Genomic DNA, 23,367 nt, shown 5'->3' on the forward strand with positions numbered 1-23,367 from the left:
AGGGCTGACGCCATGTACACGATCGAGATCCAGGGCGACGCGACCACCGCCACCCGCACCGAGACCTTCGCGACCCCGGAAGATGTCCTCCAGTATCTGCGCGATCGCCGCACCGGCACTTTCGTCTACTCGATCAGCGAGGACAATGGTGTGCTCGAAATGCGCGGCCGCGCCAAAGCCCTGACCTATTTCCTGGACGACTTCGCCCCCCTGCATGTGCAGGTGCCGCGGCGGATCAAGATCATCCGCTGCGCAGGCTGGCCCTTCACGCACCACGTGGAGGGGTTGTGCCTCGGGCTGGACCTGGATCTGGCCTGACAGGTGACGGCAGACCAGGAAGGGGGGCGGGCTCATACCTGCCCCCCTTCCTCGTCGTCGTCCTCGTAGTCCTCGTCCCACTCACAATCGCCCTCGTCGGGCCAAGGGTCGCCGGTGTGCTCCAGTATCACACCGGCGGCCCAGTCCAGATTGCTGTCCGAAAGCTCCAGGCCGGCATCCGCCAGCGCCGCCCGAACCTCCGGATCGCGGCGAACGATCCACAACCACTCGCCGGCGTCATAGAAGTCGTCGTCCGGCTCCCATCCCCAGCTGTCCGCCCACGCGCACAGCTGCTCGCACAGCCGCTCACGGATGTGCAGCATCAGGTCAGAGGGGGAGGCGAGCGGCGCCGGCATCAGAACGGGATATCCGAGGTATCATCCATGCCACCCAGCAGCAGGATGGCGAACGCCGCGTAATTGATAGCGCCCAGAAGCTCGACGCGGGCGACGGCATTTTCGCCCTGCCCATGCAGCAGGGCTGCCTCTTGCACCTTTTTCACAACCTGCCCGAGGCAATGCCCCGGACCGACCATCGCGCCGATCTGCATCACCGGCTGCTGCATCAGGTCAAGCGCGATACCATGCCGCGCCTGTCCCTTGCCACGGGCGACGTCATCAAACGCCGTCAAATACGTGTGAGCGAGGCTTTTGAACCCGGGCAGGGGCTGGGGGCCGATGACGCTGATGAGCCAGTCCCGATGCTTGTCGCACTGTTCTTCCCAGATCTTGCGAAGTGCCGCTTGATCTATCTGGGACATTTCATCGAGCAGCCGTTGAATGGCCCCGATTTTGTTTTTGATTGCCCGATCGGCTGCCCTGGCTTCGCGCTCCCGTTCGGCACGCTTGGCCTCCCCGACGCACCATTCCAGGGCCTCTTCCGGGGTCGTCTGCCCCCGCTTATCCGTGCTCCCGTCACTCATCGCGTCCCACCTCCATCACCCACACCGCCGCGGCCTGAAGCCGCCGCACGATCCACCACTTCACCGCCCCGCACCGCTCACCGGTGCGGAGGATCACCAGCACCAGGTGCAGCAGGGCCGAAGCGACCCAGATCCGCACCCGCAGCCGCAGCCGGACGGGGCCCTCCAGCGAATAGGCACTGACCAGCAGCCGCACCACGCGCGTGTACTCGCTCATGCCGTCCCTCCCAGCCGCCGGCGCAGCTCGTCGATTGTCTGGCCGACATCCTCGATCGCCTGCGCGATCCGCCGGCGCTCGGCATCCCGGGTGGCTTCGGGCATCAGCACCTCGGCGACCAGCTGGGGCCCGTGAAGCACCGCGCCCAGCGCCAGCGCATCGGCCCGCGGCGCCTGGCCGGCCAGCCACGACCGCGCGGTTCGAACCTCGCAGCCGAAATCCCGCGCGATCGCCTTCGCGGCGTCGGCCGGATACCGGCGCCGCAGCGCCTCCGCCCAGCGCTGCCCGATCACCGTCGCATCGGTGCGGGCGGCTGCCGCCCGCAAATCCCTGGTCACCGCCGTCATGGTTCCCCTGTTCCTTTCCCGCGAAAGTTGCTCGCGGAAGGAGGGGGGCACACTACGGTCGCAGATCAGGTGCAGAACGCCTTGCACGGCCGGGGCTGCCACCCCGGCCGTTCGCGTCTCGGGAACCCAGGCTGGGAAGAGCGGCCGCGTCATCGCACCACCCTCCCCGGTCGCGGAACACCGTCGGGCCAGGCCGCGCCCTCGGGCCAGTGGTCCGCCAGCCAGCAGGTGGCGCGCCACCACGTCGTCAGGCGGCATGTTCCGCCGGCGGCCAGCCGGCGGGCCAGCCGCGCATCCCCCGCCGCCCGCATCGCCAGCGTCGCCGGCGTCACGCCCTGCGCAGCCGCGGCCGCAGCCAGGGCCGCGGCCAGGTGGGCGGTCAGGGCGGATGGGGAGGGGCGGGGGACGGGGGCGGTCATCAATGGCGGGCCGCTGGATCGCCGATCAGCACCGCGAAAGGCGTCGGATGACTCCCTTTGGGCGCGATCGCAAGATTAGCCTCCAGCCCGTCCAGGCTGACATTCGCGGCTGCCGGCTGATATCCCGGTGTCAGCCCCAAGAACTGAAACTGCAGGCCACAGTCAGAGCAGTGGATGCGCACTTCGGCCCGGTACTGGCCTATGTCTTCCAGCCGCGCGACCGTCACCGTGGCGTCAAAGGTCAGGTGTTTGCAGCTCACGCGGCCTCCTTGCCGCCGGCGGCGGCGGCCCGGGCGACATGCGCCCGATACATATCGGCCTCGGTCACCGCTCCGCCGGTGACCTGCACGATGCGCGCCATGATGGCCGGCCGCGGCACCCGCTGGCCGGCTTCATATCGCGCGTAAGCGGGCTGGCTCACGCCGATACGGTCGGCGAGGGCTTCCTGCGTCAGCTTATGGGTGCGGCGATAGGTGATCAGATCCATGACCACGACAATACCAATTTGGCATTACGCGTCAACAGGCGATCGAAATCGGCATGCCACCTTGGTGTTGGGCACAGATATACCGCATCGGTATAATATATACATGTCCAGGTTGCGTGAAATCCGAGAGAAACAGGGGCTTTCGCAGGCAGAGCTTGCGGAGCGTGCCGGCACGTCTCAATCCCAGATTGACAGGCTGGAGAAGGGGCATCGCCGGCTGACCGTCGACTGGCTCAATCGGCTGTCCCAGGCGCTCCGATGCACGCCGACCGAAATTCTCGAAGCGCCGAAGCCCGGGCTCGCCCCCGACGAGCAAGCAATCCTTGATTTGTATCGGGCGCTTAGTGCGCCGAATAAAGAGAATGTTATTAGAATTGCTGGTGCGCTGGCGGAACAACAGCCACATACAAACGGAGCCACAAAAAACGGCACTTCTTAATCTCACCAAGGAGCGGAAATGCAATGACACCTCGTGAAGCCGGATTATTTATCGATGGATTTTACGGACTTATCATCCCAGCCGCTGCCTTAATATTCATGCATTCCTCGCTTGCCATGATACGGTGGGCGCCAAAATCAGATCACGTCGAAACGCAGGTTATTTATTACGAGAGAGAGCCGCATTATTCTATTTGCATTCTGTTTTCATTCGCGATTTATGGATGGCTGTTCACATTTCAACCCGCCTGGATTGCGCCTGTATACTTTATCGGCATCAGCTTTTTGTCCGGATATTACTGGTCGAGTGGCGGCCCTGAAATGACCGACATGCGCATATCCGACAGCCGAAAGTTGATAAAGCCGATGATATACGCCGGTTCGGCTGCGGCTGCGGGCCTCTGGCTGGTCGGCGCCCGGGCCTTGCGCTGGATCTAATACCAAAATGGCATTAATTCGCGATTGACGGCTTATACCAAATTGGCATGATGAAGGCATCTCAACCCTGAGAGGCTAAATCTCATGTCCTTTTCCGACTTGCCCGCAGCCTACCTGTGCGAACAGGTGGTGCGGGCCATCGCCGCGCGGCGCGTCGCCGCCGGCAGCTGCACCCGCGCGGATCTGGCCGCGCGCTTCGCCCCCGACATCCTCGACCGCTGGTACGACACGGCCGACCGCATCGTCGACAGCCGCCTGCGCTCCCCGTCGCAGGCCCTGGAGCTGCTGGAGGTGGTCAATGGCTGACACCCCCACGCAGTATCACGCCACGATCATGATCATCCGCGATCACCGGATGACCGCCTCGGCGTGCATGCCGGGCGACAGCCCCGAAGCCGCCATTCAGGCCGTGCAGGGGTGGATCATGTCGATGTATCCGACGCCTGTTTCCGCCCTGTCGGTGCCTCTGCGCGCGGAGGCCTCCGCAGCCGTGCAGGCCTGCGTGGGCGTGGCACGACAGATTGATAAGCTTCTGTCCAGCACGGTGTTCCCGGCCGACAAGATGACGGCCCTGACCATCGGCTACGCCGACAAAGTCGACGGCGTTCCGGCCGCGACGGCGGCCATGTGGATCAACGACGCGTCGCTCTCGTGCATCACCGACAAGCTGCTGGTGCCCGCTTTGCTGCGGGCACTGACGGAGGGGGTGTGATGGACAGCCCTGCGGCATATAGCGCATGCCTGATGATCTGGAATGAATTCGGCGTCTACGGTCACGTCCGCAGAGACGGCGCCACACCTCAGACCGCAGCTAAGGAGGTCTGGGAAGACATCATGGATGGCATGACTCCTCCGTGTCGATATCCATCACCACAGCATCAGCAACGGTCTCTCGCTATCGCGCACATCACCGCCCGCGCCTATCTTGATGCCGTGAGTAAGGCGGCTTCTCTGAGCAGTCACCAAATTACGATCGCCGCCGGCTTCTGCGCTCGCGACGAATTGAAGTGCGCAATTGCCGTGACTCATTATGAAATGATGCCCATCAATTCTGTGACCCGACGGGCGCTGATGAAGCGACTTCTTGATGAAAACTTCGCGGGGAAGGATTGATGTCATGCGCGTGAACGTCTACGCCGAAGAGATGACCGACAAGATCGAGATCATCTCGAAGACCATCGACGGCCAGGATTTCACCGGCCTGCGCTTCTGGCTTCATCTGCCCGTGACCCTGCCGTCGGGAGACCAGGTCCGCGGCCCCTTCATGCACCATCCGGGCGACGATGACAGCTCGGCGGTGACCTTCTGGGGCAAGCGGGATCTGCGGTCCCTACTGGCTCAGGCGCTGAAGGCGCTGGACCAGCACTATGGCGCGACACCGGAAGAAATGATCTGCGTCGACCTGATGCAGCAGGTCAGGCAGCGCCTCACTGCGTCCGGCCGCACCGGCTGGCATAATCCTTTTGAATGTCCGACATCGCATCTGGTGCAACGGCTGATCGCCAATCTGCGCAGCGACAGGGAATATTCGCTTCTTGATGTCATCGCATATGCGATCTTTTTGCATCATCGCGAAAGATACCCCTTCTCCGGCTGCGACCTGCTGAAAGAGCGGATCTTCGCCGCCTACGACGAAGTCTGGACGGCGGCCGATGATATTCTGGACGCGCTCCGCGCTTTGCTGACGGCCCATGCCGATTTCGCCGCTGAGGTGAATTTCACGCAATCGGCGATCCCCGCCGATGTCATCCACGAGATGGATGCCGCCGTCCAGCAGGCTTCCGAGGTCCTTCGGAAGCTGGACGCGGCGGATGAAGGGGAGGCCACCCCATGACCATCACCCCCGATCAGCTGAAGCCCTGCCCTTTCTGCGGGGCGCGCGCCGTTATGGACGAGGACGATTTCGGCGGGTATCACACGGCCCGCTGTGTCCGATGTCTCGCTGAAGGCCCCGTTGATCTGCTGCTCAACAAGGGCGCCTATCGGGGCCCCGACGCGCTGCTCCACGCCTGGAACAGCCGCCCCGAAGCCACGGCGCTCGAAATCGCCATCTCCGCCCTCGCCTTCATCGCCGAGGGCTACGCCCGAGGCGACGTGAATCACCAGGACTACCGCGTCAAGGCGGCCGCGGCCGCAGACGACGCGCTGGTCAAGATCCGCGCGCAGCTGCCCGGGCTGACCATGCCGCCGCTGCCCGATCGCACATGGGGCGGCTTCATGCCGGGCAGCCAGGAGGACGATCCCTCATGACTCAGATCATCGATCTGGCAGCCGCCCGCGCCGCGCGCGGCCTGCCGTCCTGCGCCGCGCGTCTGCTGCTCGCCGATCGCGCCCGCGCCTTCGCCGCCGCCATCCGGCCGGCCCCGTCGCCGGCGATCCGGGCCGGAACTCGGGTCCGCTGGATCGGCGCCGACGGTCTGCCCCATGTCGACCAGGCCACCACCATCGCCGGGGGGCTGGCGATGGTGACGGAAGCCGGCCGGCGCCGGTGGATCAGCCTTCGGGAAGTGGAGGTGATCCATGGCTAAGGGCCTCCCTGCCGGCACTGTGCCCGGCCTGCGCTACCTGATCGGCAAGATCAGCGGCAAGATCAATAACATTGACGCACGCATCAAGTCCCGGAGTACTCACGATCTGGCTGACCAGATCGAACAGACGAAGTACAGAGAAACGGAGATGAGGCGGTTCCTGCAAGGCATCATCGCAGATGTTCCCGCGGCACGCATGACTGAAGGCCATCACGCGATGACGCTTTTTGTCCTGGGCGCGCGGACCACCTGCACCAGCGGCTATTATCAGCTCGCCAAGAACTGGATCCGCGCCGCGGAACGTCGGATTTTCACGCTCACAGGGGAGCGCAGCCATGAATCGCTCTGAAATCGAAGCCTGGACCAGCGCCCACGCCGCTGACCTGGCCAAGGCCGCGGAGCACCCCGAGGCGATTCATCACCTTCTCTCCCAGCCCTCCGCCGGCCAGCTCGCCTATCGGGCCATCGGCTTCGCGGCCGAAGCGGAAGGCGCCATCGCCGCCGGCGCCGACGACGTCGCCCGCCGCAAGCTGCTGACGTGCAGCCTGCTGTGCGCGGTCTCGCTCAAGCTCCTGCGGGAGGGCAAGCGCTGATGGCTGACGACGTCCCGCCCCAGCTGCTGACCATGGCGGACCTGGCGCAGATCTTCAGGGTCCGCCCGGACACCATCTATCGGCGGCTGCCGAAGCTCCAGGCCGACGGCTTCCCGCCGCCGGTCTGGGGCCGGCTCTGGGATCCCCGCGCCGTCGACCGCTGGCTGCGGGAGCGGCAGGGCCTTCCCGCCGCCCCCGCTGCCACGCCGGCAGCCCCTGAAGCCGCCCCGGCCGACGCGGACCGCGCCCGGCGCCTGAGCGAGCGCGCGGCCCGCGTGGCCGGCCAGGTCGGCCGGCGGCGGAAGGCCCTGCACTGATGGCCACGGTCAAGGTGCCCTATCTGCGGCGGCGCCAGTACAAGACCAGCACGGTCTATTACTGGCAGCCGTCAGCCAGCCTGGCCGCAGCCGGCTGGCCGCTGGTGCGGCTGCGGCTGCCCGACGGCACGCCGTGCACCACGGAACACGACGCAGCCGCCGCGGCCGGCCGGATCAATGCCGAAGTGGCCCGCTGGCGCCGGGGCGAAACCCCGGCGCCGCAGGCCGGCCGGCAGCCGGCGGCCTACAAGACCACCACCAGCCTCGCCGCCCTGGCGGATCACTATCAAGCGAGCCTGCGCTTCAAGCGGCTCGCCCCCAAAACGCGGTACGAATACGGCCTGTGCCTGCGGGTGATCGTCGATTGGGCGGGGCGCGAGCCGGCCCGATCGATCACCCGGGGCATGGTCGCCGACTTCTACGCCCAGCTCTATCAGGCGAGCCACAGCCGCGCGAATGCCATCCTCCGCGTGCTGCGCCTGCTCTACAGCTATGCGTGCAGCCTGGACCGGACACACCTGCTGTGGTGCCCGGAAAATCCGGCCAGCGCCCCGGAAATGATTTCCACCCCGCCGCGCGTCCGCGTATTTACGCGCGAGGAAGAGGCGGCCTTGATCACCGCGGCCGATGCCGCCGGTGAGCCATCCATCGCCGATGCGCTGCTGATCGGGATCTATGTCGGCCAGCGCCAGGCCGATATCCTGTCGCTGACCCTGCGCCAGCTGATCGAGACCCCGGAAGGTCTGCGGGTCCGGATCCAGCAGGCGAAGACCAAGGCGCAGGTCGACATCCCGCTGCACCCCCGCCTTGCCGATCGCGTGCGCCGGGCCATGGCCCGCGCGCGGCTGCTTCGGTCAGAGCGGGTCATCCTCGATCGCGCCGGCCGGCCGTGGACGGCCGACCATTTCCGGCGGATCTTCCAGGGCCTCCGCGACGGCCCGGCCGCGCGGCTGGCGCCGACCGTCGTCACCGCGCGTTTCCAGGACGCGCGCGACACGGCGGTCACCCGGCTGGCGGAGGCCAGCGCCACGATCCCGGAAATCTGCGCGGTCACCGGCCACGACCTGGAGCACGCGACCCGCATCCTGCACCACTATATGGCCCTCACCGGCCAGATGGCGGACAGCGCCATCGCCAAGCTGGTGACCCATGAAGCCCGCGAGACCAAGACACCGCCGCCGCAGGCCGAAGCCGCCGGCGCCGAATAAAAAGGGCGGCCCCGCAAGGGAGCCGCCCTTCTTGATTGGCCGTGAGCCACGATGTGGCAGTCGGCCTTTGCATGCTTACAAAAGCATCAGTTTCAATCCAACACCAGCCAGCGGGCTGGTGACCACACCGTCGGCGATCCCCGATGGTGCTTCGTCGCGCCGAACTGACGCTTACAAAAGTGCCAGTTTCAACCCAACGACACCGGCGCCGAAGCCCCGGTGCGACAGAAACATCATCCGTCCTGACTGATATTATTGTCAACCATAAATTGCTCAATTTCGGCAGCCGCGGCTGCGGCAGCGGCTGCGCGCCGCGCGGCCGCATCCCGCAGCATCAGGACATCGTCAGGCAATAGCTCACCCTCGACCTGCCATCGGCGCACTGTCCGATAGGTGACGCCCGCATCCCGGGCGAAAGCGCTCTGCCATCGCGCCGTCCCGTACACGCGCTCAGCGAGGCGATTGAATGCAGTCAGATTGATCGTGGTCATGGCGGGGCCTCCTTTGTCATATAGATTATGACAATCTTGCCGCGTTCGCCACCGCATTTTCCTGTTGACGGGCGTTCGATGATGTCATAAAAATTATGACATGACGAAGCGGGGCGCCCAACAGAAAGGGGCGGCCCGAAGACCGCCCCTCACCATTACCGGTCGCCCGGCCTACCTGTCGAAGCTGAAAGAGAAATAGGGTCTATCCCCGGTAGCCCGGGGGAACATTCGGCTTCTTCACCAGGTAGGGTCCATCCCCGGTGGCCCGGGGGAACCAAGCGATCATACAGGATCGGAAAGGCCTGTCAAATGCCCGAGAACGCGAAGCTCTATGAGCGCATTTATTTTGCCCCGTCCGCCGCCAATCTGCATCGCCTCTTCGACCAGCTCGGCGCCGACGCTTCGTATCTCATGCTCCACCGCTACGGGCGGAATCACTGGGCCGTGCAGCGCCACGGCACCATCGTCACCGAAGGCGACTGGCAGGACGTCAAGCGCTGGTGCGCGGAATATCTCGCCGGTTGAGGGCATAGCTATGAATAGCATCGCGAAATTCAAGCCCATCGATCCGGCGCTTGCCCGGGCACTTCTCGAATTCGTAGATCGGCGTAATCTTGGAAAGACCGTGGACATCGACGGACAGGATTATGTCCTGTCCTACATTTCCCAGAACAGCAATGCATTCTTTCAGTCGCGCGGGCTGTCCATCTACTTCAAGACCGCGCGTTCGATTATCCGCATTTCGGATCACTGGTCGAAAAGCCTCGGCAACGAGCGCAGCCGAAAGCTGAACTGCGGATCGATATCAGGCAAGACCTGGATCCTGGATGGTGCGACCGATCGTATCAGCTTCGACCGCTATGCCGGTAAATATCCATGGGTGATGCTCGCCGGAAAATGCGGGCTGGCGAGCCTGAACAAAACCTGTGACCACTGGTCGGAGTGATACAGATGAATGTCTATCCGGTACCCGATGCCCTTCAGCATCACTACAAGGGGCGAGGGATTGCCCTCGGCGCCACCAGGAATGGCGAGCTGGTCGCTCTGGTCTATGTGCGCGACCTGATCCCCGACTTCGCCGATACCGTCGAGGCGGCCCCCTCGATCGGCGACAACGCCCGGGTGGCACAGGTCGCCCGGGCGCTCGAAAAAGATTTCGGCTTCGTCCGGGTCGGTATCGTTTCCAGCTGGGAATTCTGCGAGCTGTAATCTGACAAGGGACAGGCCGCATGCGCATCATTGCATGCGGCCTGTTTTTTGAAGTTGAACGTTCAACTCTTCAGAGTTGAACGCACCCGCCTGAACAGGCGCTAACCCCTTGAAATCTGGTGCCGGCGGTAGGAATTGAACCTACGACCTACTGATTACGAATCAGTTGCTCTACCCCTGAGCTACGCCGGCGCGGTGCGGAGATGGGCGAGCCTCTCCGGACGGCGCGGACGATAGCGCCGGAAGCCGGGTTTGGCAAGCGGTTAAGCTGCGGCCGCAAAGCCGGCTGCCGCCGCGGCTGCGGCAAGCAGAAGGGCGATCGCTACGGGCAGCGGAGTGGCCGCCCGGCGGATGGCCGCTTCGTCGGCGGGATATGCGCCGGCAAGGGCTGCGGCCATGGCAAGACGCATGGGCGAGATCATGGTGGCGATACCGCCTGCGGCCAGCAGGGCGGCGGTGATACCAAGGGGCAGGGGTCCCGTGGTCGTGGCGGCATCGAGCCCGGGCAGGGCGCCGATGAGCGGGGCGATCATGGCGGCGACCGCGACATTGCTGCCGGTCAGGAAGCCCGCGATCCCGGCCAGCGGTGGCACGATGGCCGGGGCGGCTGCCCCGGTCGCGCCGGCCCAGGCCTCGGCCAGGAGTGCAGGCGCGCCGCCTGCGGCCCAGAGCCCCGCCAGCAGCACGAAGGCGAAGGTGGCTGCGGCCGGGCGCAGGCTGCGCAGAAGGCCGGTGCGCGCCGCGCCGATGATGCCCTTCCGGCGGGCATGGAGGGCAACGCCGAAACCGGTCGCGAGCAGCCAGAGGGAGGGATGATGCAGCGGTGCCCAGCCCGGCAGGTCGGCGAAGGGCCGGATCATCGGTCCGCGGAGCAGCCCGGCCAGCGGGTCGATCAGCCGCGTGGCGAGCAGCACCAGGGTCAGCACCAGATAGGGGGTAAGTGCCGTGATGGTGGCATCCTGCCCGCCCGACTGCCGCCGGCGAAGCAGCAGATCGACGGCAATCGGCAGGCCGAGTGCTGCGAGTGCCGCCGTTTCGGGCCCGATCAGCAGATTGGCGCCGGCGAGCAGCAGGATGGTGAGGGCGATCAGCAGTGGATCGGCCAACCGGTCACGCCCCCGCGGGCGGATGCCGGACGCCGCGGTCTGAAGGCGCAGCAATATCAGTGCGCCGGCATAGACCGGGGCGGAGAGCAGCGCCGTTGCGGCGCCCAGCAGATGCGGGTCGTGGTCGAGCAGGGCGGCCGTGACCTGGGTTCCGATGGCGAGTGCGCCCCAGGGCACCAGCAGCTGACTCAACAGCGACAGCACCGCGATCCGGATCGGCGGCAGCCCTTCAAGGCGGAGCAGGGCGGCCGTCACCACGGCACCGACGCCGAAACCGGTGGCGCTTTCGGCGAAGGGGCCGATCAGCATGCAGGCGGTGAAGATGCGGCGATAGCGCGCCGGATCGGCGGCGACCGTGCGCTCCCCGCCAAGGGCGGCGGCAGGCGAGGCCACGGCATCGAAAACCAGCCCGGCGAGGATGACCGATACGGCCGTCCAGGCGATCCAGCCGGCGCGGAGCCCCGCATCGATCAGGGAGGCGACATCCACCCCGCTGCCGAGCGCGATCAGCACCGCCACCCCGGCACCGGCGAGCCCTGCTTCCAGCGAACTGCGTCGCAACGCCAGCAGGGCCATGGCGAGCAGAACCGGCAGCGGAGCGAGCAACAGGGCGGGGACAGAGGGTGACATCAGCGTTCCGGTTGCAAAGGGGGCGGGCCCGCGCATCACAGCCGATCATCCCCCGCTGCGGCAACTGATTACGAATCAGTGGGGCCAGGAATTGCGGGCCATGATATTGCCACGGGGGCGGGCTTGACCTGCCTTGGTCCCCGTGGCCGACTGTCGGTCAGCCGCATCTGCCAGACGGATATGCCCTGCCCATGACCTTGTGCCCATCTGCCCGCCGGCTTGCGGTTCTGGCCATGCTGTTGCCTGCGGGGGGCTGTGCGCCGCTGCTGCAACCGCTGGTGCCGCCCCGCTATGGGTTGATGGCCGAATGGCAGTCTCCGGTGCGGATCGACTGGCCGGCGCTGCAGCGCCAGCCGTCGCGCTTCGTGGTTCAGCCCTACGGCATCTATGACCGGGCGATTGCCGATTACGGCGACCTCTATGGTGCCGTGCCACGGGGGCAGGTGCGTCTGCAACGCCTGACACCGGAAAGCCGGTCAGCGTTGCTGGCACCGCCGCCCGTTGCCCCTGAGGAGAAGACGGCCGTAGATGCGGGCCCCATCGCCAGCGAGGCCGTGACCGAGGCGGCACCGTCGGGGCAGCCGGCAACCTCCACCGTGAAAACGTCGGAAGGTCAGCCTGCCACCGTTCCGGTGCGGGCGGCCGATCCGCGCCTGGCCGGACTGGACCTCTCGGCACCTGCCGAAGATGAGGCGGACACCAGGGTCGATCCCGCAGGTGCCAAAGCGTTTTCGGTGGTGAGCGGGCTCCTGAACGGGGTCGGAGGTGGTGGTAACCGTACCGCTGAACCGGCCGTCGTGTCTGCGGCGGCCCCCCCGGAGAATGCAGCAGGGGCCGATGGACCACCGGACCCTGTGGCGGCACTCGAAGAGGCGCTGCCGCTTTATTTCCAGCGCTTCGCCTATACGGTCGGCAGCGGTGGCAGTCTCGATGTGGCGTTGAATGACGGCCCGCGCGCGCGGCTGGACTGGGTGCGGGCGGAAACGGCGAATGCGCATTGCGTTCTGTTTGCGACCAGCCTGCCTGACCAGGCATTGATCGATGCTGCGGCCGAAGCCGATGCCCGGGCCGCAGCGGACGAGGTTGCCGAGGTCGATGCGGTGAAAACAACGCCGGCACCGGCACGGGGCCGGCGCGCGCCGGATCCCGATGCACCGCCGGTCGTCGATACCGCGATCGGCGAGATCGACGGCGAGACCGGCATTGGTGCTGTGTTTGCCGGGATCGGGCGCTGGTTCGACAGCCAGGCTGACGAGACGCCGCAAACCGCCGAGCCGCCCGCCCCGAAGGCCGTGCCGGCGGAACCCGCCGATCAAGCGCCGGCCAAAGCCGAGGCGCCTGCCGAGGAGCAGGGGGATCCCGTGGGTGCCTTCTTCTCGCGGCTGTTCGGAGGGGATGAGGCCGCGGAGCCCGAGGCGGTGCCTGCCCCCGAACCGGAGGCCCAACCCGAACCGGAGCCCCAACCCCAGGCAAGGCCCGCAGCCGGCCCTCAGCCGCAGGCGGCACCGCGGCCCGAACCGGTCTCCGTGCCTGCAAAGCCGGCGCCGCTGCCCGCCAGCCTCAGCTCCATCCGCCTCGACGGCCATATCTGCGTGGCCTTGGACGAGCCGCTCGATCAGGCGCGGATCGTGGATCTTCTAAACCGCATCCGGGTGAAATGACGGGCCGCTCCTGAAAGGCCCGGGCCGGATACACGACGGGCGGCATCGGAGATCCGATGCCGCCCGTGGCGTCTCCTCCCGCCTGCCGACGGGGTCGTTCCGCTGCGTGATGGCTCAGGCGCTGGGGCCGATCATCAGCTTCGGATCGACATAACGATCGAACTCGTCCTCGGTGAGCAGGCCGAGCTTGACCACCGCTTCCTTGAGGCTGGTGCCTTCCTTATGGGCGGTCTTGGCCGCCTTGGCGGCGTTGTCATAGCCGATATAGGGGTTCAGCGCCGTCACCAGCATCAGCGAGTTGCGCATCAGCTCGTCGATGCGACGGGTGTTCGCCTCGATGCCGACCACGCAGTTGTCGGCGAAGCTGACCGCGGCGTCGCCCAGCAGGCGGATCGACTGCAGGACGTTGTAGATGATGACCGGCTTGAAGACGTTCAGCTCGAAATGGCCGTTCGAGCCGGCGACGGTCACCGTCACATGGTTGCCCATCACCTGGGCGGCGACCATGGTCAGCGCCTCGCACTGGGTGGGGTTCACCTTGCCCGGCATGATCGACGAGCCGGGCTCGTTCTCGGGCAGCAGCAGCTCACCCAGGCCCGAGCGCGGGCCCGAGCCCAGGAAGCGGATGTCGTTGGCGATCTTCATCACGCTGGCGGCAAGCACGTTCAGGGCGCCCGACAGCTCGACCAGCGCGTCGTTCGCGGCCAGCGCCTCGAACTTGTTCGGCGCGGTGATGAAGGGCAGGCCGGTGATCTTCGCCACCTCGTCGGCGAAGGCCTCGGCGAAGCCGATCTTGGCATTCAGGCCGGTGCCGACCGCGGTGCCGCCCTGGGCCAGCTCGTAGACGCGGGCCAGCGAGGCCTCGACGCGGGCGATGCCGTATTCGATCTGGCGGGCATAGCCGCCGAATTCCTGACCGAGGGTCAGCGGCGTCGCATCCTGGGTGTGGGTGCGGCCGATCTTGATGATCTCGGCGAAGGCCTCGGCCTTGTCGGCCAGCGCCTTGTGCAGATGGCGCAGGCTCGGGATCAGATGGCCGGTCGCTTCCACCGCGGCCGCGATATGCATCACGGTCGGGAAGGTGTCGTTCGACGACTGGCCGCAGTTCACGTGATCGTTCGGATGAACCGGGCTCTTCGAGCCGATCTCTCCCCCGAGCATCTCGATCGCGCGGTTCGAGATCACCTCGTTGGCGTTCATGTTGGTCTGGGTGCCCGAGCCGGTCTGCCAGACCACCAGCGGGAAGTGATCGTCGAGCTTGCCGTCGGCAACCTCGCGGGCGGCGGCGACGATGGCCTCACCGACCTTCGCGTCCAGTGCGCCCAGCGCCATGTTCACCCGGGCCGCGGCCAGCTTCTGCACGCCCAGCGCGCGCACCAGCGGCACCGGCATCTTCTCGCCGCCGATCTTGAAGTTCTGCAGCGACCGCTGGGTCTGGGCACCCCAGTAGCGGTCGGCTGGCACGTCGAGCGACCCCATCGTGTCCTTCTCGACGCGCGTCTTCGGCGTGGTCTCGGTCATCGCGTCCTAGGCTCCATCGGCAAGTGGTCCGCGGGAGGGCCGGAGATGGCGCGGCCGCCCGCGTCCGGGCTTATCCATCCGCCCGGTATATGCGCCCCTCGCGGCGCCCGCGTCAAACATTCCGGGGGGTTGACCGACCTTGGTCGCGAGGTTGCAGCCCCCGGGGCCCGGTCTCAGGCCGCAGCGGGTGGTCGACCTGGGGCGGCGGGATCCATCGGCGGGGTCGCGGCGGCGCTGCCGACCACCGGTGCCGGGCCGGTGGTTGCGGGCATGGCGGCGGGGACCGTGGCGGGGCGGCTCCAGCTGACGGTGTCGAAGCTGCCGCAGCTGCCGCAGACGGCGTGCCAGCGGGTGTGCACCGTGTTGCAGCGGCTGCAGATCCAGCCCGGCGCCGGGCGGGCATCGGCGGCGCGGTGCCAGGCCTGGGCGGCGGATTGCCAGTCGCCATCGGCTTCGGCGGCCCGTGCGGCAATGCGCTCCGCACGGGTGTCGCGATCGGCGACCGCGATCTTGTTGGCCGAGTCGCGGGCGACACCCAGGATGCCGGCTTCAAGCGCGGTTTCCGCGACCAGCAGCCGGCTTTCGGCCTGGGTTGGCGCGATCTGGGCCAGGTCGCGGGCGCGCTGCACCCGCTCGGTCGGCGTGGTGTTGCCGCCGAGCAGGGTGACATAAAGCCGCCCCAGCTCCGGATGGGCCGCGGCGCCCCAGTTCTGTTCGATCAGCTTGCGGGCGACCGGCAGCTTGCCGGCCGCGATCGCGACCTCGACCTGGGTGATGGCGGCCTCGGGCCGGCCGGGGGCCAGCTTGACCGCGGTGCGCGCACGAGTGGTGGCGTCATCGTGATGGCCGGCCGCGCTGTCGGCGCGGGCACGTTCGATCTCCAGCGCCGATTGCCGGCGCCGGCTTTCCTCGCGGTCCAGATGCTTGTGGCGTTCAAGCGCGGTCAATGCGGCTTCGGCCTCGGCCCAGTCGCCTTCGGCAAGCTTCACCTCGAACACCGTTTCCAGCGCCCAGCGGGTGCCGGGGCGCTTCGCCAGCGCCTCGCGGGCGCGGGCGACCGCGGCGGCACCGTCGCCCTGGCGGCGGGCCATCACCGCGAGGCCGCGCAGGCCCAGTTCGGCGGTTTCTTCATGCTCCAGCATCCGGGTCCAGCGGCGCTCGGCCTCGGCCGGATCCTCGGCCAGCTGGGCCGACTGGGCGGCGAGCATATCGGCGAGCGGCTGGGCATCGAGCAGGCGTTCCGCCCGGGCCGACAGCTTGCGGGCGTCGCGGGCATCGCCGGCGGCGACCGCGGCAAGACCGCGGGTCATGGCCTCCAGCCCCCGGCGGCGGCGGCGTTCGGCGCGACGGCGCAGGAAGCTTTTCGGGCCGGTCACGAGGCCCGAGAGCAGGCGGACGACGATCGCGAGCGCCACCAGCCCCACCACCAGCACGGCGAGCGCCACGGCGAAGCTGGTCTCCACCCGCCAGCCCAGCCAGTCGACCGAGAAGCTGCCGGGATGGTCGGCGATCCAGGCGCCGCCCAGGCTGAGGGCAATGATGACCAGGACGAGCAGGATGACGCGGATCATTGGGCAGCCTCACCAGCATTCCGGGAACCGGCCTCGCCGGCGGCGGGGACGGCGGCAGTCTCGCGGGCGCCGGCCTCGAAACGGGCGGCGACCGCATCGCCGAGGGCTGCAGCGGCCTTTTCGACCGCCAGCCGTGCCCTGGCGGCCTCGGTCCAGGCGGCGGCACGCTCTGCCGCAGCCGGCGGCAATTCTTCGGCCCGGGCGACGGCACCGGCGAGGTCACCTGCCTTCAGCCGCCGCTCGATCGCGGCCACGGTCAGGTCGGCATCGCCTTCAGGCGCGCCCGCGGCCGGCGTGGTCTGTTCCTGGCCGGTGCGCCGCACCGTCACCAGGCCGCGCAGTTCGGCCAGCACCCCGCCCACCACGTCGCCCTCGGCGGGTTTGGTTTCCGCCGCCTGAAGGATGGTCGGCACCAGGGCCTGGAAGCGTGCGATCAACTCGTCACGGGTCGACACGCCGTCGGCCGCATGCGGCGCCAGCTGCCCGACCGCGTCGGTGATCTCGCCATCGCCGCGGCCCAGGGCGCGGATCGCGCCCAACGGGCCTTCGAAGCTGCGGCCGGCATCGAGCGCGTCCGACAGCTGGGCATCGGCCAGCGCCAGCGCGGTCAGGCGCATGGCATCGGCGGTGGGGGTATCCGCCAGCCGGCTTTCGGCGATCGCGGCGCGATCCGAAAGGTTGCGGGCCGCACCTTCGACATTGGCCAGCCGGTTCTCCAGCGGTCCGATCCGCGCCACGGTCTCGTTGGTGCGCGACAGCTCCGCTTCCAGCTTCGAGACGGTTTCGGTCAGGGCCTCGAGCCGCGCGACCGCGTCTTCCAGGGCGCCGATGCGCTCTCCCAGCCGGTCGTCTTCCAGGCTGCCGAGGCCGCTTTCGACGGCACCCAGCCGCCGCTCGATTTCGGCGGTGTCGGGCGGGCCCTGGTCGAGCCGCTGCTCCAGCGCCGCAATACGGTCCGAGAGGGTGGGCTCGACGGTGGCCGGGGCGGCACCCAGCATGGTCCGGACCCTGTCGGGGGCCGCGGTCACCACCACGCCGCCCACCACCACCAGCACCAGCGCCAGGATCGAGACGCCGAGGGCGGCACGGCCGACCCGGTCGCGCGGCTGGGCGCACTGGTCGGTGGGGGTAACGATGCGGGCAGCCGGCGGGGCGTCGTCGGCGGCCGGCGCAGCCTTGGGCGTCTCGGGCTTTGCAGGCTCCGCCTTCGGGATGTCAGCCTTCGATGCGTCTGCCTTCGGGGGGGTGGCCTTCGAAGGCGCCGCCTTTGCAGGCTCGGGCTTCGGCGCCCCGGCCTTGCCGGCGGCATCCGCGCCTCCGGCAGGTGAGGACGTGGCGTCGTCGGCGCCGGTCCGGGCAGCAGGCGTCGGCTCCGCAGGCGTCGACGCCGCACCCTTCGGTGCGGCGGTGCCTTCGGTTTCGGCCGTGGCAGCGTCGGGCCGACCGGCCTCGGGGCCGGTCTTCTTCCCGGAGGGCGGCGTCCGGCTTTCGGTCATCGGGCGGTCTCCGTCTGGTCGGCTTGCACCCTTTGTCGCCCATCGGGCACCCATAGGCAAGCCGCGAGGGGCCGACGGTGTTCCCGCCCGACGCGTTGTTCCCCCGTTTCGCGAAAGGGTCAGCCCTGCGGCATGGCGGATTGAGGGGGCGTGGCCTGCGGGTTGGGCGCCTGAGAATTGGGGCCGGCCTGATCGAGCAGCGCCAGCATCGCATCCCCTGCGGGTTCGGCGGCGACCAGCAGCCGCCGCCAGGGCAGGCCGGCGGCCATCTCTGCCACGGCCGGGCTCAGGCACAGCGCATCGATGCGACAGAAGGACGCGCCGATGCCCAGGCGTTCGATCTCGTCCAGGAACAGCCGGGCCGTGCGGGGCGAGAACAGCATCACCACCGGCAGCTGGCCCTGTGCCAGCCCCTCTGCAACCGGCGGCGGCAGCTCGCCGATCGCGGCGGCGTCATAGCCGACCCGGCGCTCGACGGTGAAGCCCAGCGCGCCCAGCTGCTCTCCCAGCCGCCCGGTGACCACGCTGCCGGCGATATGGGCAAGCGGGCCGTCTTCGGGTTTGTAGGAATTGGCACAGAGTTCCGCCAGCCGGTCGGCGTCGCCGCCGGCGACATCGATGCGGGTGAAGCCGGCACGCTTCGCCGCCTCGGCGGTGGCGCGGCCGACGGTGGCCAGTTTCAGATCGCGACGGTCGGTCGCCCGTGCCAGCGCCCGGGCGCCGTTGGCGCTGGTCAGCAGCACCCGCTGCGCCCGGTCCAGCACCCGTTCAAGATCGGGGATCGGCCGGTAGCGGACGGTCATCAGGGGTGCGATCACCGCCTGGTGTCCCAGGCGATGCAACTGTTCCGCGAGCGTCTGTGCGTCGTCTATCGGACGGGTCACCAGGATGCGCATGGCGGGGCGGGCTCCGATCTCGGGCGGAAGGGCAGGCGACGATGTGGGCGGCGGGGCGTGTCAGGTGGCGCCGGGGACCCATTGACCGGTCACCCCGGCGGCCCAGCGGGCGATGTCTTCTCCCGCCCGCTCTCGCAGGGCCGTGCCGACCCGGCGGCCCAGGGCCTCGGCGGCGGCGCGGTCTGCCGCACCGACATCGGCCATGCCGGCCTCTTCCAGCAGCGTGCCGCCATCCGGGCTGGCGACCCGGCCGGTCAGGGCCAGGCGGCCGTCGTCGTCGCGGCGGGCGAGGGCGGCGATCGGCGTGCGGCAGGAGCCGTCGAGCACGGCGAGCAGCGCCCGCTCGGCGATCACCGCCAGGGCGGTCTCGCCGTCGTCGAGCGCGCCCACCCAGGCATTGGTGCGGTCGTCGGCACTGCGGGTCTCGATGCCGATGGCGCCCTGGGCCACCGCCGGCAGCATCACCGCCGGATCGATCGGGCTGCGGTCGACCTCGGTCAGTTTCAGCCGGTTGAGCCCGGCCATGGCGAGCAGGGTGGCGTCGATGCGTCCCTCGCGCAGGCGCGACAGCCGGGTCTGGACATTGCCGCGCAGCGGCACGACCGTCAGATCGGGGCGGGCGGCGAGCAGCTGGGCCTGACGGCGCAGGCTGGCGGTGCCGATCACGGCCCCGGCCGGCAGGTCGTCGAGGCGGCGGGCCTTGAGCGACAGGAAGGCGTCGCGCGGATCCTCGCGCGGCAGCAGGGCGGTGATCGTCAGGCCTTCCGGCAGCTCGGTCGGCATGTCCTTCATGGAATGGACCGCAAGATCGATGGCGCCGGTAATCAGTGCCTCTTCGATCTCTTTGGTGAACAGGCCCTTGCCGCCCAGTTCGACCAGGGTCCGGTCCTGGACCTGATCGCCGGTGGTGCGGATGATGACGATCTCGACCGCGCCGGCTGCGGCGAGGGCCGGATCGAGTGCAGCCAGCCGTCCGCGAACCTCGTTCGCCTGTGCGAGGGCGAGCGGGCTGCCACGGGTGCCGATGCGGAGGAGCGGATGCGTGACCATGATGGCCCTGTGTTAGTGCCTGACGTGCGGTTTGGGAAGTGGTAATCGGCGGCCCGAGCCGCTACCTCTTGCCGCGGTCCCACCCGCGAACCGGAACCCTGCCCGATGACCGCGTCCGCCGCCAGCCTTTCCGATCCCGCCGCCGCCCGACGTCCCCGCATCTGTCTCGGTATCGAGACCAGCTGCGACGAGACGGCGGCGGCCGTGGTCGTGTCCGATCCGGCCGCGCAGCCGGGGCAGGGGCGGCCGCTCGGCACCATCCGCGCCCATCTGGTGCTCTCGCAGATCGACGAGCATCAGGGCTTCGGCGGGGTGGTGCCAGAGATCGCGGCACGCGCCCATATCGACCATCTGGACCGGCTGGTTGCGGCGACGCTGGACGAGGCGAAGCTGGGGCTGGGCGATCTGGATGCCATCGCCGTCACCTCGGGCCCGGGGCTGATCGGCGGGGTGATGGTCGGTCTGATGACCGCCAAGGGGCTGGCGCTGGGCGCGGGCGTACCGCTGCTCGGCATCAATCATCTGGAGGCGCATGCGTTGACCGCCCGCCTCACCCATGGCGTCGCCTTTCCCTTCCTGCTGCTGCTGGTCTCGGGCGGCCATTGCCTGATCGCCGAGGTCACCGGCCTCGGGCAGTATCGCCGTCTGGGCGCCACCATCGACGATGCGGTGGGCGAGGCCTTCGACAAGACCGCCCGCCTGCTGGGCCTCGGCTATCCCGGCGGGCCGGCGGTCGAAGCGGCCGCCCGCGACGGCGATCCCGCCCGTTTTGCCTTTCCGCGGCCGATGATCGGCCGGCCGGATTGCGACTTCTCGTTCTCGGGCCTCAAGACCGCGGTCCGTCAGGAGGCGGAGCGGATCCGGGTGCTGAGCCGGCAGGACGTCGCCGATCTGGCGGCGAGCTTTCAGGCCGCGGTGTCCGACAGCGTCGCCGACCGGGTCGGCCGCGCGGCCGAGGCATTCGTGGCCAGCCATGGCCGCGGCCATGCGCTGGTGGTGGCCGGCGGTGTCGCCGCGAACACTGCGTTGCGCACCCGGCTGGGCGATGTCGCCACCCGGCGCGGCCTGCATCTGGTGGCGCCGCCGGTCAGGCTGTGCACCGACAACGGGGCGATGATCGCCTGGGCCGGTCTGGAGCATCTGGCGGCGGGTGGCGACCTGTCCGCCGATGACGGCCTGGCCCTGATCCCCCGCGCTCGCTGGCCGCTCGACCCCCATGCCGAGCAGATCGTGGCCGGCGGGCGGGGACGCCATCGGGGCTAGGAAGCCAGTGTTCAGACGGGATAGCCCAACGCCTCCAGCCCCGGCCGGCAGGCTTCGGTGAGGGCGGCGTAGACGTCCGGCGGCAGGTCGGCGGCGCGGGAGCGGGCGGGGCGCGGGATGGCCGAGACCTCGTCGAGCCAGGCCGGATCGTCGAGGCCGGGATCGATGAAGCGGATCATGGCCTGAAGCTGTTCACGGGGCGCGCGCTGAACGTCTTCGAAGGCGACGGTCAGCAGGCGGTCGGGCGGCAGCGGGTCCAGAACCTCGCGGGCGAGGCCGATCATCAGGCTCCAGAAGGCGCCGAGTTCGGGCAGGGTGACGCCCTCCGCCAGCCGGCGGGCATTGATGAACGGGAAGATCATCCGCTGGGAGAGGACATCGATCTGCCGGCCCCGATCGCGGGTGAAGTCGCGGGTCGCATCCACGCCCAATCGGCGGGCCGCCTTCATTGCCCCGACCAGCACCTTGAAATTGTGATGCTTCTCCATCGACATCGCGGTGTCGCGGCCGTCGCGATGGACATGGATCACGCGGGCGTCGGGGAAAAGGCGCAGCAGCTTGGCCGCCAGCATCAGCGACCCGCCGGAACGCTCGATCCAGACCCTGCGGCCGAGGCGGCCGGCGAGCTCTTCGAAGAGGGCCCGGTACTGATCGGCAAGCGGCATCGCCGGCCGCGCCCGCACCACGGGTTCCAGTGCATCGTAGAGCGCTTCGGGGGCGTCGGTCAGATGCGGCAGGGTGACCATCATCATCGGCGGCAGATCCGCCAGGCCGTAGCGCATGCCCGGCCGATCATAGGGGTAGAGCATTTCATCGACGACGATGCCGTCGCGGAGCATGGCGCGGAGCGCCGGGCTCTGGCGGGAGAGGATCCGCCAGAAGCCGTCGCCGTCGATGCTGTCACGGGCGAAGGCCTCGGGGCCGAGCGGCACGAAGAATTCCGACAGGCTGAGCACCGCCGGATGCCGGGAGAGCAGGTCCGAGATCATGGTGGATCCGCATCGCCCGGTGCTCAGCACCAGCACCGGCGGGATGTCGGTGGTCCGGGGCACGGTCACGACGGGCGGTCCTTTTCGGCATGGAGATGGGCGGGCATGCGGTAGTCGTTGCCGGCCCCGTCCGAAAAGGAGAGGTCGATCATCTGCGCGAACTGGAAGGCGCGGCGGCGGCGATCCCAGGCGGGGACGTGGCGCCGCAGCACCCGGTCGGCCCGGTTGCGCAGGCGCAGGGCCGCCAGGGCACCGAAATTGCGCGCGGGCGGGTAGTTCAGCGCATCGGCCAGCTGATCGCCGATCATGCCCCGCGACACCGAATAGATCAGGCGGACCAGCTTGCGGCGCTGGCCCGCATCGGTGATGCCGGCGACCACCGGTGCCGAATTGATCAGACCGTTGGCGAGCAGGATCGCCTCCAGATCCGGCGGTGGCTCTGCCGCCATGCCCAGGCGGAAGAGACGCATGGCGGCGGCTTCGTCCACCGCCTGCAGCTCGGGCGCCACCCCCATCAGATGGCCGGAATAGCGCCAGATCATCATGAAAGAGCGGCGCTCGTCCTCGGTGGGCTCGACGCCGAGTTTGCGGGCGCGATCCAGCAATCCGCCCGAGAAGGCGGCGGTGGCGAAAGCGATATGGGCCGAACTGAGTGGCACGCCCCAGGCGGGGGTGTCCCATTCCTCGGCCGTGGCCAGCAGTACGCGCAGCCGGGCATGCATCAGCCGGATGCGGACCGACATCTTCCAGCCGTCGCCATGGCGGTCGAGCCCGCCGGGCAGAAAAATCTCCGAGATGTGGCGGTTGTTCTGCTTCAGCCGGCGCACGCCCTGGTCCACCAGCCGGCCGGTGATCGAGAAGGACTTGCTGATCAGGGTGGAGAACCCCTCGACGAGCACGGCGCCCACGAAGGCCGCAATGAGCATCTCGGAATTGCCATGGAAAGCCCGGCAGCCCGGGCCGGTGAAGCCGGGATCGAACCAGTCCGGCACCCGCTCGGTTTCGGCCAGGAAATCGCGCCAGGCGGCAGGGGCATCGGCTACGGCCATCGGGCCGCCATCCATGCCCCGGTGCATCCAGTCGCGCTGGACCGGAGCCGGTACGTCACGGAAGGCCGCCATCACCGCATCCGCCAGAGGATCACCGATCATGGTATGACGGAGATATGTTTCGGTCAGTGCAGGATCGATGCGGCGGGCGTGGACCATGCCGTCCTGGTAGGCACTCGGGATCTGCATGCGTGGCTCCGGGC

34 protein-coding genes and 1 tRNA gene are annotated in these 23,367 nt (G+C 68.4%); 18 read left to right on the top strand and 17 right to left on the bottom strand.

Going from position 1 to position 23,367, the window contains the following annotated elements:
- The first annotated feature begins 12 nt into the window (after positions 1 to 12).
- Positions 13 to 318 (top strand): hypothetical protein, encoded by a 306-nt coding sequence (locus TMO_RS00290; protein ID WP_014743578.1) that lies wholly within the window; start codon positions 13 to 15, stop codon positions 316 to 318.
- A 32-nt stretch (positions 319 to 350) separates the two neighbouring features.
- On the opposite strand, the gene TMO_RS00295 is transcribed toward TMO_RS00290, so the two are convergent.
- The 7 genes from TMO_RS00295 to TMO_RS00325 all read right to left on the bottom strand — a co-directional run bounded on the left by TMO_RS00295 (position 351) and on the right by TMO_RS00325 (position 2,710).
- Complete coding sequence (locus TMO_RS00295) at positions 351 to 674, bottom strand: hypothetical protein (protein ID WP_014743579.1); 324 nt, start codon at positions 672 to 674, stop codon at positions 351 to 353.
- The gene (locus TMO_RS00300; protein ID WP_041604756.1) at positions 674 to 1,240 is read right to left on the bottom strand and encodes a hypothetical protein; all 567 of its coding nucleotides are present in this window, start codon (positions 1,238 to 1,240) and stop codon (positions 674 to 676) included. The genes TMO_RS00295 and TMO_RS00300 overlap by 1 nt, the downstream gene beginning before the upstream one ends.
- Entirely contained in the window at positions 1,233 to 1,457 is a 225-nt protein-coding gene (locus TMO_RS00305; protein WP_014743581.1) for a hypothetical protein, read from the bottom strand. The genes TMO_RS00300 and TMO_RS00305 overlap by 8 nt, the downstream gene beginning before the upstream one ends.
- The gene (locus tag TMO_RS00310) at positions 1,454 to 1,804 is read right to left on the bottom strand and encodes a hypothetical protein (protein WP_014743582.1); all 351 of its coding nucleotides are present in this window, start codon (positions 1,802 to 1,804) and stop codon (positions 1,454 to 1,456) included. The genes TMO_RS00305 and TMO_RS00310 overlap by 4 nt, the downstream gene beginning before the upstream one ends.
- 149 nt (positions 1,805 to 1,953) lie before the next feature.
- On the bottom strand, positions 1,954 to 2,223 hold the full coding sequence (locus TMO_RS00315) for a hypothetical protein (protein ID WP_041604757.1): 270 nt from the start codon (positions 2,221 to 2,223) through the stop codon (positions 1,954 to 1,956).
- Positions 2,223 to 2,483, bottom strand: coding sequence for a hypothetical protein (locus tag TMO_RS00320; RefSeq protein ID WP_014743583.1), 261 nt, complete (start codon positions 2,481 to 2,483; stop codon positions 2,223 to 2,225). The genes TMO_RS00315 and TMO_RS00320 overlap by 1 nt, the downstream gene beginning before the upstream one ends.
- Positions 2,480 to 2,710 (bottom strand): helix-turn-helix domain-containing protein, encoded by a 231-nt coding sequence (locus tag TMO_RS00325; RefSeq protein WP_041604758.1) that lies wholly within the window; start codon positions 2,708 to 2,710, stop codon positions 2,480 to 2,482. Before TMO_RS00325 ends, TMO_RS00320 begins: the two co-directional genes overlap by 4 nt.
- 103 nt (positions 2,711 to 2,813) lie before the next feature.
- Between TMO_RS00325 and TMO_RS30140 the strand changes: the two genes are divergently transcribed.
- The 12 genes from TMO_RS30140 to TMO_RS00380 all read left to right on the top strand — a co-directional run bounded on the left by TMO_RS30140 (position 2,814) and on the right by TMO_RS00380 (position 8,232).
- A complete protein-coding gene (locus TMO_RS30140; RefSeq protein WP_086015123.1) occupies positions 2,814 to 3,149 on the top strand; it encodes a helix-turn-helix domain-containing protein in 336 nt (111 codons plus the stop codon).
- Between the two features lie 23 nt (positions 3,150 to 3,172).
- The gene (locus TMO_RS31125; protein WP_145978036.1) at positions 3,173 to 3,586 is read left to right on the top strand and encodes a hypothetical protein; all 414 of its coding nucleotides are present in this window, start codon (positions 3,173 to 3,175) and stop codon (positions 3,584 to 3,586) included.
- An 84-nt stretch (positions 3,587 to 3,670) separates the two neighbouring features.
- A complete protein-coding gene (locus tag TMO_RS00335; protein ID WP_014743585.1) occupies positions 3,671 to 3,892 on the top strand; it encodes a hypothetical protein in 222 nt (73 codons plus the stop codon).
- Entirely contained in the window at positions 3,885 to 4,298 is a 414-nt protein-coding gene (locus tag TMO_RS00340; RefSeq protein ID WP_014743586.1) for a hypothetical protein, read from the top strand. The genes TMO_RS00335 and TMO_RS00340 overlap by 8 nt, the downstream gene beginning before the upstream one ends.
- Positions 4,298 to 4,699, top strand: coding sequence for a hypothetical protein (locus TMO_RS00345; RefSeq protein ID WP_041604759.1), 402 nt, complete (start codon positions 4,298 to 4,300; stop codon positions 4,697 to 4,699). The genes TMO_RS00340 and TMO_RS00345 overlap by 1 nt, the downstream gene beginning before the upstream one ends.
- Positions 4,700 to 4,703: 4 nt before the next feature.
- Complete coding sequence (locus TMO_RS31480; protein WP_014743587.1) at positions 4,704 to 5,420, top strand: hypothetical protein; 717 nt, start codon at positions 4,704 to 4,706, stop codon at positions 5,418 to 5,420.
- Positions 5,417 to 5,836 carry a Lar family restriction alleviation protein gene (locus TMO_RS00355; protein WP_014743588.1) on the top strand — a complete coding sequence of 140 codons (420 nt, stop codon included), beginning with the start codon at positions 5,417 to 5,419 and terminating at the stop codon, positions 5,834 to 5,836. Before TMO_RS31480 ends, TMO_RS00355 begins: the two co-directional genes overlap by 4 nt.
- Positions 5,833 to 6,114, top strand: coding sequence for a hypothetical protein (locus TMO_RS00360; protein ID WP_014743589.1), 282 nt, complete (start codon positions 5,833 to 5,835; stop codon positions 6,112 to 6,114). The genes TMO_RS00355 and TMO_RS00360 overlap by 4 nt, the downstream gene beginning before the upstream one ends.
- Complete coding sequence (locus TMO_RS00365; protein ID WP_041604760.1) at positions 6,107 to 6,463, top strand: hypothetical protein; 357 nt, start codon at positions 6,107 to 6,109, stop codon at positions 6,461 to 6,463. The genes TMO_RS00360 and TMO_RS00365 overlap by 8 nt, the downstream gene beginning before the upstream one ends.
- Positions 6,450 to 6,707, top strand: a complete 258-nt coding sequence (locus TMO_RS00370; RefSeq protein WP_014743591.1) for a hypothetical protein — start codon at positions 6,450 to 6,452, stop codon at positions 6,705 to 6,707. The genes TMO_RS00365 and TMO_RS00370 overlap by 14 nt, the downstream gene beginning before the upstream one ends.
- Positions 6,707 to 7,024 (top strand): hypothetical protein, encoded by a 318-nt coding sequence (locus tag TMO_RS00375; RefSeq protein ID WP_014743592.1) that lies wholly within the window; start codon positions 6,707 to 6,709, stop codon positions 7,022 to 7,024. Before TMO_RS00370 ends, TMO_RS00375 begins: the two co-directional genes overlap by 1 nt.
- Positions 7,024 to 8,232 (top strand): tyrosine-type recombinase/integrase, encoded by a 1,209-nt coding sequence (locus TMO_RS00380; RefSeq protein WP_014743593.1) that lies wholly within the window; start codon positions 7,024 to 7,026, stop codon positions 8,230 to 8,232. Before TMO_RS00375 ends, TMO_RS00380 begins: the two co-directional genes overlap by 1 nt.
- Before the next feature lie 233 nt (positions 8,233 to 8,465).
- On the opposite strand, the gene TMO_RS00385 is transcribed toward TMO_RS00380, so the two are convergent.
- Positions 8,466 to 8,723: a hypothetical protein gene (locus TMO_RS00385; protein ID WP_014743594.1), complete on the bottom strand. Its 258-nt coding sequence runs from the start codon at positions 8,721 to 8,723 to the stop codon at positions 8,466 to 8,468.
- A 309-nt stretch (positions 8,724 to 9,032) separates the two neighbouring features.
- Between TMO_RS00385 and TMO_RS00390 the strand changes: the two genes are divergently transcribed.
- From TMO_RS00390 to TMO_RS00400, 3 genes are read left to right on the top strand one after another with little or no spacing between them, the layout of a single operon-like run.
- Entirely contained in the window at positions 9,033 to 9,248 is a 216-nt protein-coding gene (locus TMO_RS00390; protein WP_014743595.1) for a hypothetical protein, read from the top strand.
- 10 nt (positions 9,249 to 9,258) lie between these two features.
- Positions 9,259 to 9,669 (top strand): hypothetical protein, encoded by a 411-nt coding sequence (locus tag TMO_RS00395; protein ID WP_014743596.1) that lies wholly within the window; start codon positions 9,259 to 9,261, stop codon positions 9,667 to 9,669.
- A gap of 5 nt (positions 9,670 to 9,674) precedes the next feature.
- Positions 9,675 to 9,932 carry a hypothetical protein gene (locus tag TMO_RS00400; RefSeq protein WP_014743597.1) on the top strand — a complete coding sequence of 86 codons (258 nt, stop codon included), beginning with the start codon at positions 9,675 to 9,677 and terminating at the stop codon, positions 9,930 to 9,932.
- Between the two features lie 117 nt (positions 9,933 to 10,049).
- Here TMO_RS00400 and TMO_RS00405 read toward each other — a convergent pair.
- Both TMO_RS00405 and TMO_RS00410 read right to left on the bottom strand, forming a co-directional pair.
- A tRNA-Thr gene (locus tag TMO_RS00405) sits at positions 10,050 to 10,124 on the bottom strand.
- Positions 10,125 to 10,195: 71 nt separating this feature from the next.
- Positions 10,196 to 11,668 (bottom strand): hypothetical protein, encoded by a 1,473-nt coding sequence (locus TMO_RS00410; RefSeq protein ID WP_145978037.1) that lies wholly within the window; start codon positions 11,666 to 11,668, stop codon positions 10,196 to 10,198.
- Between the two features lie 191 nt (positions 11,669 to 11,859).
- On the opposite strand from TMO_RS00410, the gene TMO_RS00415 reads away from it, so the two are divergent.
- A complete protein-coding gene (locus TMO_RS00415) occupies positions 11,860 to 13,329 on the top strand; it encodes a hypothetical protein (RefSeq protein ID WP_014743599.1) in 1,470 nt (489 codons plus the stop codon).
- A 114-nt stretch (positions 13,330 to 13,443) separates the two neighbouring features.
- On the opposite strand, the gene fumC is transcribed toward TMO_RS00415, so the two are convergent.
- From fumC to hemC, 5 genes are all read right to left on the bottom strand, one after another.
- Positions 13,444 to 14,850, bottom strand: a complete 1,407-nt coding sequence (fumC, locus tag TMO_RS00420) for a class II fumarate hydratase (RefSeq protein ID WP_014743600.1) — start codon at positions 14,848 to 14,850, stop codon at positions 13,444 to 13,446.
- A gap of 173 nt (positions 14,851 to 15,023) precedes the next feature.
- A complete protein-coding gene (locus tag TMO_RS00425) occupies positions 15,024 to 16,421 on the bottom strand; it encodes a heme biosynthesis protein HemY (RefSeq protein WP_014743601.1) in 1,398 nt (465 codons plus the stop codon).
- Positions 16,418 to 17,917 (bottom strand): mitofilin family membrane protein, encoded by a 1,500-nt coding sequence (locus TMO_RS00430; RefSeq protein WP_014743602.1) that lies wholly within the window; start codon positions 17,915 to 17,917, stop codon positions 16,418 to 16,420. Before TMO_RS00430 ends, TMO_RS00425 begins: the two co-directional genes overlap by 4 nt.
- 119 nt (positions 17,918 to 18,036) lie before the next feature.
- The gene (locus tag TMO_RS00435) at positions 18,037 to 18,813 is read right to left on the bottom strand and encodes a uroporphyrinogen-III synthase (RefSeq protein WP_014743603.1); all 777 of its coding nucleotides are present in this window, start codon (positions 18,811 to 18,813) and stop codon (positions 18,037 to 18,039) included.
- Between the two features lie 60 nt (positions 18,814 to 18,873).
- Positions 18,874 to 19,863, bottom strand: a complete 990-nt coding sequence (hemC, locus tag TMO_RS00440; protein ID WP_014743604.1) for a hydroxymethylbilane synthase — start codon at positions 19,861 to 19,863, stop codon at positions 18,874 to 18,876.
- A 105-nt stretch (positions 19,864 to 19,968) separates the two neighbouring features.
- On the opposite strand from hemC, the gene tsaD reads away from it, so the two are divergent.
- Positions 19,969 to 21,126: a tRNA (adenosine(37)-N6)-threonylcarbamoyltransferase complex transferase subunit TsaD gene (tsaD, locus tag TMO_RS00445; protein ID WP_014743605.1), complete on the top strand. Its 1,158-nt coding sequence runs from the start codon at positions 19,969 to 19,971 to the stop codon at positions 21,124 to 21,126.
- A gap of 11 nt (positions 21,127 to 21,137) precedes the next feature.
- Here tsaD and TMO_RS00450 read toward each other — a convergent pair whose 3' ends face one another.
- Both TMO_RS00450 and TMO_RS00455 read right to left on the bottom strand, forming a co-directional pair.
- A complete protein-coding gene (locus TMO_RS00450) occupies positions 21,138 to 22,184 on the bottom strand; it encodes a sulfotransferase family protein (protein WP_014743606.1) in 1,047 nt (348 codons plus the stop codon).
- On the bottom strand, positions 22,181 to 23,353 hold the full coding sequence (locus tag TMO_RS00455; RefSeq protein ID WP_014743607.1) for an oxygenase MpaB family protein: 1,173 nt from the start codon (positions 23,351 to 23,353) through the stop codon (positions 22,181 to 22,183). The genes TMO_RS00450 and TMO_RS00455 overlap by 4 nt, the downstream gene beginning before the upstream one ends.
- Positions 23,354 to 23,367 lie beyond the last annotated feature (14 nt).

Source organism: Tistrella mobilis KA081020-065, from assembly GCF_000264455.2.
Lineage (GTDB): Bacteria > Pseudomonadota > Alphaproteobacteria > Tistrellales > Tistrellaceae > Tistrella > Tistrella mobilis.

Coding starts and splice junctions, on each gene's coding strand:
- TMO_RS00430 (WP_014743602.1), bottom strand. CDS start 17,917: ATGACCGAAAGCCGGACGCCGCCCTCCGGGAAGAAGACCGGCCCCGAG.
- TMO_RS00310 (WP_014743582.1), bottom strand. CDS start 1,804: ATGACGGCGGTGACCAGGGATTTGCGGGCGGCAGCCGCCCGCACCGAT.
- TMO_RS00385 (WP_014743594.1), bottom strand. CDS start 8,723: ATGACCACGATCAATCTGACTGCATTCAATCGCCTCGCTGAGCGCGTG.
- TMO_RS00315 (WP_041604757.1), bottom strand. CDS start 2,223: ATGACCGCCCCCGTCCCCCGCCCCTCCCCATCCGCCCTGACCGCCCAC.
- TMO_RS30140 (WP_086015123.1), top strand. CDS start 2,814: ATGTCCAGGTTGCGTGAAATCCGAGAGAAACAGGGGCTTTCGCAGGCA.
- TMO_RS00400 (WP_014743597.1), top strand. CDS start 9,675: ATGAATGTCTATCCGGTACCCGATGCCCTTCAGCATCACTACAAGGGG.
- TMO_RS00415 (WP_014743599.1), top strand. CDS start 11,860: ATGACCTTGTGCCCATCTGCCCGCCGGCTTGCGGTTCTGGCCATGCTG.
- TMO_RS31480 (WP_014743587.1), top strand. CDS start 4,704: ATGCGCGTGAACGTCTACGCCGAAGAGATGACCGACAAGATCGAGATC.
- TMO_RS31125 (WP_145978036.1), top strand. CDS start 3,173: ATGACACCTCGTGAAGCCGGATTATTTATCGATGGATTTTACGGACTT.
- TMO_RS00425 (WP_014743601.1), bottom strand. CDS start 16,421: ATGATCCGCGTCATCCTGCTCGTCCTGGTCATCATTGCCCTCAGCCTG.
- TMO_RS00300 (WP_041604756.1), bottom strand. CDS start 1,240: ATGAGTGACGGGAGCACGGATAAGCGGGGGCAGACGACCCCGGAAGAG.
- TMO_RS00360 (WP_014743589.1), top strand. CDS start 5,833: ATGACTCAGATCATCGATCTGGCAGCCGCCCGCGCCGCGCGCGGCCTG.
- fumC (WP_014743600.1), bottom strand. CDS start 14,850: ATGACCGAGACCACGCCGAAGACGCGCGTCGAGAAGGACACGATGGGG.
- TMO_RS00375 (WP_014743592.1), top strand. CDS start 6,707: ATGGCTGACGACGTCCCGCCCCAGCTGCTGACCATGGCGGACCTGGCG.
- TMO_RS00455 (WP_014743607.1), bottom strand. CDS start 23,353: ATGCAGATCCCGAGTGCCTACCAGGACGGCATGGTCCACGCCCGCCGC.
- TMO_RS00410 (WP_145978037.1), bottom strand. CDS start 11,668: ATGTCACCCTCTGTCCCCGCCCTGTTGCTCGCTCCGCTGCCGGTTCTG.
- TMO_RS00380 (WP_014743593.1), top strand. CDS start 7,024: ATGGCCACGGTCAAGGTGCCCTATCTGCGGCGGCGCCAGTACAAGACC.
- TMO_RS00340 (WP_014743586.1), top strand. CDS start 3,885: ATGGCTGACACCCCCACGCAGTATCACGCCACGATCATGATCATCCGC.
- TMO_RS00290 (WP_014743578.1), top strand. CDS start 13: ATGTACACGATCGAGATCCAGGGCGACGCGACCACCGCCACCCGCACC.
- TMO_RS00305 (WP_014743581.1), bottom strand. CDS start 1,457: ATGAGCGAGTACACGCGCGTGGTGCGGCTGCTGGTCAGTGCCTATTCG.
- TMO_RS00335 (WP_014743585.1), top strand. CDS start 3,671: ATGTCCTTTTCCGACTTGCCCGCAGCCTACCTGTGCGAACAGGTGGTG.
- TMO_RS00435 (WP_014743603.1), bottom strand. CDS start 18,813: ATGCGCATCCTGGTGACCCGTCCGATAGACGACGCACAGACGCTCGCG.
- TMO_RS00355 (WP_014743588.1), top strand. CDS start 5,417: ATGACCATCACCCCCGATCAGCTGAAGCCCTGCCCTTTCTGCGGGGCG.
- TMO_RS00365 (WP_041604760.1), top strand. CDS start 6,107: ATGGCTAAGGGCCTCCCTGCCGGCACTGTGCCCGGCCTGCGCTACCTG.
- TMO_RS00295 (WP_014743579.1), bottom strand. CDS start 674: ATGCCGGCGCCGCTCGCCTCCCCCTCTGACCTGATGCTGCACATCCGT.
- TMO_RS00370 (WP_014743591.1), top strand. CDS start 6,450: ATGAATCGCTCTGAAATCGAAGCCTGGACCAGCGCCCACGCCGCTGAC.
- TMO_RS00345 (WP_041604759.1), top strand. CDS start 4,298: ATGGACAGCCCTGCGGCATATAGCGCATGCCTGATGATCTGGAATGAA.
- tsaD (WP_014743605.1), top strand. CDS start 19,969: ATGACCGCGTCCGCCGCCAGCCTTTCCGATCCCGCCGCCGCCCGACGT.
- hemC (WP_014743604.1), bottom strand. CDS start 19,863: ATGGTCACGCATCCGCTCCTCCGCATCGGCACCCGTGGCAGCCCGCTC.
- TMO_RS00395 (WP_014743596.1), top strand. CDS start 9,259: ATGAATAGCATCGCGAAATTCAAGCCCATCGATCCGGCGCTTGCCCGG.
- TMO_RS00390 (WP_014743595.1), top strand. CDS start 9,033: ATGCCCGAGAACGCGAAGCTCTATGAGCGCATTTATTTTGCCCCGTCC.
- TMO_RS00325 (WP_041604758.1), bottom strand. CDS start 2,710: ATGGATCTGATCACCTATCGCCGCACCCATAAGCTGACGCAGGAAGCC.